Annotated in this window: 12 protein-coding genes and 1 pseudogene; 7 read left to right on the top strand and 6 right to left on the bottom strand. The window is 62.2% G+C overall.

The genetic code is table 11. The features are described 5' to 3' along the window. The 4 genes and pseudogenes from WA702_RS08260 to WA702_RS08245 all read right to left on the bottom strand — a co-directional run. Positions 1-196 (bottom strand): annotated as a pseudogene (locus WA702_RS08260) (cysteine hydrolase); the annotation flags it as partial. Between the two features lie 11 nt (positions 197-207). Further along, a complete protein-coding gene (locus WA702_RS08255) occupies positions 208-1134 on the bottom strand; it encodes an ABC transporter permease (protein ID WP_425110033.1) in 927 nt (308 codons plus the stop codon). Position 1135: 1 nt separating this feature from the next. Then, complete coding sequence (locus tag WA702_RS08250) at positions 1136-2248, bottom strand: ABC transporter permease (RefSeq protein WP_425110032.1); 1113 nt, start codon at positions 2246-2248, stop codon at positions 1136-1138. Continuing rightward, the gene (locus WA702_RS08245; protein WP_425110031.1) at positions 2245-3354 is read right to left on the bottom strand and encodes a BMP family ABC transporter substrate-binding protein; all 1110 of its coding nucleotides are present in this window, start codon (positions 3352-3354) and stop codon (positions 2245-2247) included. Before WA702_RS08245 ends, WA702_RS08250 begins: the two co-directional genes overlap by 4 nt. Before the next feature lie 392 nt (positions 3355-3746). Between WA702_RS08245 and WA702_RS08240 the strand changes: the two genes are divergently transcribed. Beyond that, complete coding sequence (locus WA702_RS08240; RefSeq protein WP_425110030.1) at positions 3747-4073, top strand: hypothetical protein; 327 nt, start codon at positions 3747-3749, stop codon at positions 4071-4073. A 105-nt stretch (positions 4074-4178) separates the two neighbouring features. On the opposite strand, the gene WA702_RS08235 is transcribed toward WA702_RS08240, so the two are convergent. Continuing rightward, entirely contained in the window at positions 4179-4319 is a 141-nt protein-coding gene (locus WA702_RS08235; RefSeq protein ID WP_425110029.1) for a hypothetical protein, read from the bottom strand. 200 nt (positions 4320-4519) lie between these two features. On the opposite strand from WA702_RS08235, the gene WA702_RS08230 reads away from it, so the two are divergent. From WA702_RS08230 to WA702_RS08205, 6 genes are all read left to right on the top strand, one after another. After that, positions 4520-5488: an SDR family NAD(P)-dependent oxidoreductase gene (locus WA702_RS08230; RefSeq protein ID WP_425110028.1), complete on the top strand. Its 969-nt coding sequence runs from the start codon at positions 4520-4522 to the stop codon at positions 5486-5488. A 336-nt stretch (positions 5489-5824) separates the two neighbouring features. Further along, positions 5825-8056: an alpha,alpha-trehalose-phosphate synthase (UDP-forming) gene (locus WA702_RS08225; RefSeq protein WP_425110034.1), complete on the top strand. Its 2232-nt coding sequence runs from the start codon at positions 5825-5827 to the stop codon at positions 8054-8056. Further along, on the top strand, positions 8053-8346 hold the full coding sequence (locus WA702_RS08220) for a hypothetical protein (RefSeq protein ID WP_425110027.1): 294 nt from the start codon (positions 8053-8055) through the stop codon (positions 8344-8346). The genes WA702_RS08225 and WA702_RS08220 overlap by 4 nt, the downstream gene beginning before the upstream one ends. A gap of 70 nt (positions 8347-8416) precedes the next feature. Further along, entirely contained in the window at positions 8417-8710 is a 294-nt protein-coding gene (locus WA702_RS08215) for a hypothetical protein (protein ID WP_425110026.1), read from the top strand. A 2-nt stretch (positions 8711-8712) separates the two neighbouring features. Beyond that, entirely contained in the window at positions 8713-8970 is a 258-nt protein-coding gene (locus tag WA702_RS08210) for a DUF5985 family protein (RefSeq protein WP_425110025.1), read from the top strand. Further along, a complete protein-coding gene (locus WA702_RS08205) occupies positions 8967-9248 on the top strand; it encodes a DUF5985 family protein (RefSeq protein ID WP_425110024.1) in 282 nt (93 codons plus the stop codon). The genes WA702_RS08210 and WA702_RS08205 overlap by 4 nt, the downstream gene beginning before the upstream one ends. A 155-nt stretch (positions 9249-9403) precedes the next feature. On the opposite strand, the gene WA702_RS08200 is transcribed toward WA702_RS08205, so the two are convergent. After that, positions 9404-9644: GcrA family cell cycle regulator (locus tag WA702_RS08200; protein WP_425110023.1), on the bottom strand; the 241-nt coding region annotated here is incomplete at its 5' end.

Here is a 9644-nt window from a genome sequence, read left to right as displayed (position 1 = left end):
TCACCGTCAGCAGCCGCTTTATCGGTTCGATCGGTGCGCGCGTCAGCGACAGGTCATAGCCCATCTTGTCGACATAGCCGCCGATGCCGCAGAAATCGGTCTGCATGTCGATGATGATGAGGGCCGTATTGTCCGGCCGCAGGTCGCCGTTGTAGGGCCAGGCATAGGGCTCGGAGCGGATGGTGCGTGCGGTCATGGATGATCCCATCAGCGGGTGATCGACAGTTCGGCGGGCGCGCCGGTCAAGGTGCGCTTCGGCGAGCAGGTGATGATCATGATCAGCAAAGTGAGGATGTACGGCGCCGCGTTGAAGAGATGATAGCCCGAGGTGACGCCGACCGATTGCAGCGCCGGCCCGAGCGCGGCGGCACCGCCAAACGCAAGCGAGGCCCACAGGCACAGCAGGGGATCCCAGCGCGCGAAGATCACCAGCGCCACCGCGGTGATGCCCTGTCCTGACGACAGGCCCTCGTTCCAGCTGCCGGGATAGAACAGCGACAGGAAGGAGCCGCCAATGCCGGCGAGGAAGCCGCCCACCATGGTCGCCCGCAGCCGGATCATCAGCACCGAATGGCCCATCGCGCGCGCCGCATCGGCGCTCTCGCCGGCCGTGCGGATCAAGAGGCCCCAGCGCGTGGTGCGGAAGGCCCAGAGCAGCAGCGGTGCCAGCACCACGCCGATCAAGAACAGCACGTTGATGCGCAACACGGCGCGCAATTGCGGGATGTCGCTCCACCAGCCGAAATCGATCGCGGGCAGCCGTGCAGCGGTGGGCTCGATCAGCGGCTTGCCGAGAAAGAACGCAAGGCCGGTGCCGAACAGCATCAAGGCAATGCCGACCGCAATGTCGTTGACCCGCGGCAGCGAGCAGATGCCGGCATGCAGCGCGCCGAACAGCGCGCCGGTAAAGCCGGCGGCAAGCACGCCGAGCCAGGGCGAGCCGCTCAGATACGAAATGCCGTAGGCGCTCATCGCGCCCATCACCAGGGTGCCTTCGAGGCCGAGATTGATGCGGCCGGAACGCTCGGTGATGCATTCGCCGAGGCTGACGAACAGGAATGGCGTGGAGACCCGGATGGCGCCGCCGAACACGGCGAGCGGCACGGTCCACAGCCCGATGGAAGCGTCCGCCATGTCAGGATTTCCTCTTCAAGAACCCGATGCGGCCGTAGAGCGCGTCGCTCGCCAGCACTGATATGAAGATGATGCCCTGCAGCACCTGCACCGAGGCATCGGGCAGGCCGAGCCGGCGTTGCAGTAGGCCGCCTGAGGCATTGAGGCCGCCGAGCAGGATCGCGACCGGAATAATCGCGAGCGGATTTTGCCGCGCCAGGAACGCGACCAGGATGCCGGTGAAGCCGTAGCCGACCGCGAGGTTGGCGTTGGCGCGGCCCTGCACGGCGGCGACCTCGACCATGCCGGCGATGCCGGCGCAGCCGCCGGCGAGAAAGCAGATGGTCAGGATCAGCTTGCCGACGGAGAGGCCGACGATCTTGGCAGCACGGATGTTGCCGCCAGCGACCCGCGCGGCGAAGCCGAAGGTGGTGTGATAGATCAGCACGTAGGAGGCGATCGCCGCGATCAGCCCGAACACCAGGCCCCAATGCACATCGGTGCCGGGAATGGAGCCGATCATGTTGGCGGCGCCGATCTCGCGGGTCGACGGCTTGTTCAGGCTCGCCGGATCGCGCATCACGCCCTCGACCAGATGGTTGAGGATCGCGAGCGCAATGTAGACCAGCAGCAGGCTGGAGATGGTCTCGTTGACGCCGCGGTAATGGCGCAAGCCGCCCGACAGCAGGATCCAGAGGCCGCCGCCGGCCATGCCGGCGCAGACCATCGCGAACTGCACCACCAGCGTCGGCATCGCCTGCAGCGCCAGCGCCGCCGACGTCGCCGCGAGCGCGCCGATCAACAACGCGCCTTCGCCGCCGATGATCACCATGCCGAGCTGCGCGGGCAAGGCGGTGCACAGCGCGGTGAGGATCAGAGGGGCGGCGCGCGTCAGCGTGTTCTGCCATGAGAACCAGGTGCCGAACGCGCCGTAATACATGTAGTAATACAGATCGAGCGGGCTCTTGCCATACAGCGCAATGAAGCCGCCGAACAGTGCGAGCGCGGCGATGAGTGCCGCGCTCGGGATCAGGATGTATTCGATTGTCACGCCGTGGCGCTGCAGGAAGCCGGCATCGGCTGATGGCGCGACGGCGGCCGCTGCTTGAACAGTATCGGCCGCCTCCGACGTCATGAGGTGGCTCCGAGCACGCCCTCGACCAGATAGTCCATCTTCTCGAGCTCGGGGTCCTGCTGGCCGCGCGAGGTGCCGTGGGCGATCACGACATTGCCCTTGTTGTCCTTGATCGCGCCCTTGAAGATCGTGTAGTCGCCGGCCATGAACTGGGCCTTGATCGCGTCGGCATGCTTCTTCGCCGCGTCGGAAACCGCCTCACCGTAAGGCGAGAGCTTGACGATCTCCTCCTTGAGGCCGCCGCGATAGAAGTTCGGGATGCTCTCGCCTGATTGCATCATCTTGACGAACTTCGGATACAGCGCCTCCCAGTTCCACTCCGCGCCGGTGAGGTACGCCTTCGGCGCCAGCGGCGACTGGTTGACGTGGTAGCCGCAGACAAAGGCACCGCGGCGTGCGGCGTTCTCGACCATCGTCTTCGGGCCGTCGACATGGCAGGTCAGGACGTCCACGCCCTGGTCGATCAGGCTGTTGGTGGCCTCTGCCTCCTTGACCGGCATCGACCAGTCGCCGGTGAAGATCACCTGCGTGGTGGCCGCCGGATTGGCGAGGCGGGCGCCGAGCGTGAAGGCGTTGATGTTACGCAGCACCTGTGGGATCGGCTTGGCCGCGACGAAGCCGAGCTTGCCGCTCTTGGTGCTGTGGCCCGCGACGATGCCGGAGATGTATTGCGCCTCGTCGATATACCCGAAATAGGAGCCGGCGTTCTTCGGGTCCTTCTCGCTCCACAGCCCGCCGCAATGCTCGAAGCGGTTCTTGGGATATTTCGCCGCCATCTTCAGGACGTGCGGATTGTAGTAGCCGAACGAGGTTGGGAACAGCAGGGAAGCGCCGTCGAGATTGATCATGGACTCGAGGGTCTTCTCCACCGCATCGGTCTCCGGCACCTTCTCCTCTTCGATCACTTTGATGCCGGCAAGCTTCTTCAGCGCGGCCGCGCCTTGCGCATGCGCCTGGTTGTAGCCGTAGTCGTCGCGCGAGCCGACATAGACAAAGCCGATCGTGGTCTCCGCCGCGAAGGCCGGGCGAAGCCCTGCCGCCGCGCTCAAGCCGAGCGCCGCGCTGCCCTGCAACAGGTGCCGCCGTGAAATGCTGCCAAAATCCATTGGTGTGCTCCCCTCTGGCGGCCGCTGATCCGCCTGCATGCGGCTTCACCGTTCGGCCAAGCCTCCGAGAAGAGCTTTCGCAAGCTTCGTGCCACAGCCGCTTTGCCGGGCAGGGCAAGTTAGAGGTCTGATTTCCAAAGGAAATTTCCGATGGTCAGAATTGCCTCTGCCACGAGCAGCGGGCGGCGGCGGTCTAAATTTTGAGCAATCAATGCCAATTGTATGCAACGCGAGCGACCACATTGCGGGCAGAGGCGTAGTGCGTCCTAAGCCGCGCCGCGCAAGGGGCGTTTCTCCGCACACGCTGCTCACTTGCGCGCGAGACCGCACTGTTCGGGGAACGCGAGCCAGCTCAATGGTTTGTCGTCGGTCCCAACGAAGGAAAAAAGGCAATGAGACTGATGACCACGATCGGATTGTCGGCCGCATTGATACTGTCGGGCGGGTTTGCGATGGCGCAGGGGACCGGTTCCACTGGCGCGGGGTCCACCGCCGGTCCCGCTACGGTGGGCAGCTCCGCCACGCCGGCGCCCGGCACCACCACAGGCAGCGCCACCACCCCGGGCACGTCCACCGGTGCGGGCAGCCCGAACTACAATGCGGGTAGCGCTGCCGCCGGCGCCAACAGCCAATTCAATCCGTCCGGCAACAGCCTGATCAATCCCTCGCCGAGCGGCTCGACGCTGTCGCCGACGCCGGGCGGCACGGTCGGACATTGATTGATCAGGCGAGCGTCGCGAGCTGGCGCAGCGCGTCGAAAACAGACTGCGGCCCTGGTGCAGAGGCATCGGGGCCGTTTCATCTGGAAAGTGATGGCGTCGCGATCAGATCCCGAGCAGCCAGACTGCGACGATGGTACCGAGCACAGCGATCCCGCTGATCGTCCATCCCGTCACATAGGCACCGTCTTCCAGGTCTGGTTGATCGACCATTTGGTCGTGCCAGTGCGGTTGCGAATGCGCCATATGCACCTCCTCGCCCCCCGGGTGAGGATATCAGACCCTTGTCTTGTGTCTTCTTGCAATAATTTAGGGTTCAACGCCGCAGCTCACAACAAGCTCCACGCGATCATGAAATGTTGCAGTTGCGCTGGTCATGCCGGCAAAAGCTCTTAAGCTCGTGGTGCCCTGGTAGAGGGGCCAATGACATAAGGGACGAACGCGCCATGAAGGACTTCGCCGGGAAAATCGCCGTCATTACCGGAGGCGGCACGGGCATGGGCCGAGAGCTCGCCCGGCAACTGGTCGCCGAAGGCTGCAACGTCGCGATGTGCGACGTCTCAGTGGAGGCCATGGCCGAAACCAAGCGCTTGTGCGAAGCGGAAAGACTGCCGCAGGGCCTGCGCGTCACCACCCATGTGGCCGATGTCTCGATCGAGGATCAACTGACACGGTTTCGCGACGAGCTGATCGCGCAACAGGCGACCGACAAGATCCATCTGCTGTTCAACAATGCCGGCATCGGCGGCGGCGGTAGCCTGTTTACCAACAGCCGGGAGCAGTGGGAGCGCACCTTCAACATCTGCTGGGGTGGCGTCTATCTCGGCGTCCGCACCTTCCTGCCGCTGCTGCTCAGGGCGGACGAAGGCCACATCGTCAACACCTCCAGCGTCAACGGCTTCTGGGCCACCGTCGGCACCGGCGTCGCCCACACCGCTTACAGCGCCGCCAAATTCGCGGTGAAGGGTTTTACCGAGGCGCTGATCAATGATCTGCGCCTCAATGCGCCGCACCTGAAATGTTCGGTGGTGATGCCCGGCCATATCGGCACCTCGATCGTGTCGAATTCGCGCAAGGTGCAGTCCGGCACGGACTCCGATCGCCTCAGCGAGACCGAGATCCTGCAGGCCCGCCAGCGCATGAAGGGCATGGGCATCGACGTTGCAGCGATGTCGGACGAGGATATCCAGGCGGCCGCGCTCGACCGCGCCCGCAGCTTTCTCGAGAACGCACCGACCACGGCGGCGCAGGCTGCCAAGATCATCCTCGACGGCGTCAAGCAAGATCAATGGCGCATCCTGGTCGGCGACGACGCGCATCATCTCGACCAACGCGTCCGGGCGACGCCGGAACGCGCTTACGATGTCGAGTTCTTCAACAGCTTTGCCGAGGAGGTCGGCTGGCGGCTGGGGTAGGGGACCGCGGATAGGGGAACAGTGTTTGTCACTGCGTTCCGGGCATCTCCGATCGGCCGCCCAGTTCAATGAAGCCGCCAGGATTGCGCGGTGAAAACCGCGCCGTCTTTTCGATGATCAAATCGAGCCATGCGGCACAGGCACCGCTCGCCGTCTGCTGCGCCGACCGCAGTGTTGACGCCGAAAATCGGATGCGACGAAAAGGGTATTTTGTCGTGCGACAGAAGCGCGCAGAGCATGAATTGTCGCATGCTGGTAGGACCTTCAGATTCATCGGCTCGGGATGGTAACAGCGGCGTCTACGGGAATCGGCGTGCCGTTAGCGGGAACCAAACTATGCTTCTTCGAATGGCTCGGCCGATCCAGTATCTTGGAATCGGGTTCGTCGTGATTGTCATTCTCGGACTTGCAATTGCTCCGTTCTCGAAACGTTTGATCGAGCAGTGGTCGCGCAGCGATGTCGAGGCGAGGTCCAGGCTCGTGTACAACGCGATCCAGAATCCGGTGGTTCGCGCCATCGCGGACGGGGACGCTTCGCGCATGTCTTCCATTTTTGAAGGCGTTGCGCTGGACGAGCGGATTCTGGCTGTCGGCCTGTGCGATGACGGCGGCCGGCTATTATACCCGACCAGGCTGATGCCGGCTACGTTCACCTGCGACAAGGTCGCGAGATCGGAGGCGGAGAGCTTCGCGACCATCATCAATGACGGACGGCGCATCATGGTTGGTGCTTTTCCGATCGTCGAGCGCAATCAGAAAGCTTACCTGGTCATCCTGACGGATCTCAGCTTCATCGATGCACGCTCCGGAGAGGCCCAGGCCTTCGTGGTGATTGCATTGGCAGGCGTCGCGATAGCTGTCGCCGGCGTCGCTGCGATCTTTGTCATCGTCCTGTTGCGCGGTTGGATGGGCTCATTGCGCCGCGCGATCGAGGACGTTCGGTCCGGTGCGTTGCCGTCGACCGCCTCGGGCAACAAATCTTCGATTGATGGCCAGATCAAGAAATTGCTGAGCGAGATCGAACTTGGTCGCGAGACCATCAGATCCGAGCAGATCGAGTGGTCTCCGGCGGCGCTGCAAAAGCTGTTGCACAAGCTGCTGCCCGGCGCCGAAGTTCTCGTGGTCTCCAATCGGGAACCCTATATCCACAATTGCAATGACGGGAAAATCTCAGTTCAAACGCCGGCAAGCGGGCTGGTATCAGCGCTCGAACCGGTGATTCGGGCCTGCGGCGGGACGTGGATCGCTCACGGCAGCGGTGGGGCAGACCGAGAAACCGTCGACCGCGATGACAAGATCGGTGTTCCACCCGGCGATCCTTCCTACGCGCTCCGGCGCATCTGGATCACGGAGGAGGAGCAGGACGGGTACTACTATGGCCTTGCCAATGAGGGGCTCTGGCCGTTGTGCCACATCGCGTTCGTGCGGCCACAATTTCGCGAAGCCGATTGGAGGTTCTACGAAACGATCAACGAACGTTTCGCGGACGCCGTCGCTCAGGAAGCCAAGACCGAGAACCCGATCGTGCTCGTGCAGGACTATCACTTTGCGCTTGCTCCGCGGATGATCCGGCAGCGCCTGCCGAAAGCGACGATCATCACATTTTGGCACATTCCGTGGCCCAATGCCGAGACATTCAGCATCTGTCCCTGGAAGGAGCGCATCATCGAAGGGCTGCTCGGCAGCACGATCCTTGGATTTCATACTCAGTTCCACTGCAACAACTTCTTCGAAACCGTCGACCGCTTCGTCGAGAGCCGGATCGACCGCGAGCATGCGAGCGTCGCATCGGGGGGGCATGAAACGCTGGTGAGAGCCTACCCGATCTCGATCGAATGGCCGCCGAAGGCCCTGGTCGGCCAGCCACCGATCGATGAGTGCCGCAGGCAAGTCAGACAATCGCTGGGACTTGCGGCCGACACCAGGCTTGCGGTCGGCATCGAGCGCTTTGATTACACCAAGGGCATCCTCGATCGCATGAGGGCGGTCGACGACCTTCTGATCCGCGTGCCGGCATGGCGTCGCAGATTCACGTTCGTCCAGGTCGCGGCGCCGACCCGGAGCAAGCTATCGAGCTACAGCACTTTGCAAAACGAAGCCGTCGCTCTCGCTGAAGACATCAATGCGCGCCACGGCGACGGCGCATACCAGCCTATCCGCCTGCTTGTCCGCCATCATGAGGCGGAGGAGGTGTTCAAGCTGTTCAGGGCGGCGGACGTCTGCATCGTCAGCAGTCTGCATGACGGCATGAACCTGGTGGCCAAGGAGTTCGTCGCGGCTCGTGACGATGACGACGGAGTCCTGGTCCTGTCCAGCTTCACCGGAGCCGCGCGCGAGTTGTCGGAGGCGCTGATCGTCAATCCCTATAATACGCTCGAGATGTCTTCGGCACTCGACGTTGCGCTTCAGATGCCGGCCAGCGAGCGGCAGGAGCGCATGCGCCTGATGCGCCTGCAAGTTCGGGAGCGCAACGTTTATCGATGGGCCGGGAGAATGCTGATCGACGCGGCGGCGAGCCGGCAGCGTCGACGGATACTCGACATCAGCGAAGCGAATCACGCGAGATGATGGTCGCGCGCAATCCCGCGTCGGCGGGACCCGGAGTGCTCCGCATCTTGCGGCTGAAGCGTTTTCAGGCGAAGTGGGTACCGGTTCGCGGTAAGAAAACGCGTCAAAACGAAAAGCTAGAGCCCCGTTCCGATGCAATCGTAACGGAAAAGGCCCTAGATGCTTTTGGCGGGCTCCATGCCTTCCATTTTTTGTATTTTGAGGTCGATGTGCTGATTGAGTCGGCGCTCCAGATCGAAAACGGTCGCAAGCGGACGCAGTTCTTTGAACGGGTCTCTGATGTCCCATGAGCCGATACCGGATGATATCCGGGACTTGATTCAGCGACACATTGACTCTGTCGCACAATTGGAGGCTCTGTTGTTCCTGCGGGCACATCCTGCCAACTCATGGGAAGTCGCCACCATCGCGGCAAAGCTGTACGCTCCCGAACAGGAAATTGCGCGCGCGCTGGCTCATCTGTTTGCGGATGGCTTCCTCACGCGCGACAGCGAGTCCTACCGGTACGAGTGCCCAGAGCCGCTACGGACGAAGATCGACCGTCTGGCGGAGGCTTATTCGCGGCAACTGATCCCAATTACAAATCTTATCCACGCCAAGCCACGTAATATCCGGCAATTTTCCGATGCGTTTAAATTCAGGACGAGCGATTGAGCATGGCCCTTGTCATATATACGCTCTGCGCCGCAACGTCAGCTGTTTGCACTTACCTGCTCGCGAGTGCCTATCGGAGGAGCAGATACAGACTGCTGCTTTGGAGTGCCATATCCTTTGCAGGGTTGACGCTCAACAACCTTGCGCTATGGGTCGACAAGATCGTGTTGCCTGCGATTGATCTTTCGATTCTGCGCATATCGATCGGGCTGCTTGCGATGGTGGTGTTGCTCTACGGACTGATTTGGGACAGCGAATGACAGTACATTACGTCGCGTCACTGCTGATGGGAGCAACCGCCATGGCGTCGTTCGTCGCCATGCTGTTTTTCATGAAATTCTGGCGACGCACGCGCGACCTGTTTTTCTTACTTTTTGCGTTGGCGTTTGGCATCGATGCCATTAGTCGCCTGGTCCTGGGTGTGGCTCAGACCTCGAGCGATGCGGAGCCCGAGGCGTACTTGCCCAGGCTGCTGACCTTTGCGTTGATTGTCTTGGCGATCATTCTCAAGAACAAGCCGAATCAAAATCGTCATTGAGCTGCGCCGGGATATCTCATTTGAACCGACGCGGCATCCGTGGGGTGTTACCTCTTTCCTGATTGGGAAGCATGCCGAGCTCTCGGGTTTAAACCAGCCTTCCCCCCGTGCTATGACGGGGAGACGCAAGAGCAGATCCCTTCGTTGCTTCGGCTCTATCGCGACGACGCCACACGATAGGCCATCCGGCTGTGGCCGGCGCAATAAGGCAGGCCTTCGACCGGGGTAGAGCCGCAGAAGCAGAAGTCCGCGGCGCCGGGCGTCGAGATCGGCCAGCGGCAACGCTCATTGGTCAGCTCGAACAATGAGCAGCTATTCTCGACCCTGGCAGGCGTCTCGTCGACCAGCGGCACGACCGTAGACCCTGGCTCGCTCGGCGCTGCCCTGAGAATCCGG

Origin of the sequence: Bradyrhizobium sp., assembly GCF_049798375.1 — a bacterium.
Taxonomy (GTDB): domain Bacteria; phylum Pseudomonadota; class Alphaproteobacteria; order Rhizobiales; family Xanthobacteraceae; genus Bradyrhizobium.
Note: the sequence above shows the minus strand (reverse complement) of the source record. Positions and strands in the feature narration are given on the sequence as shown.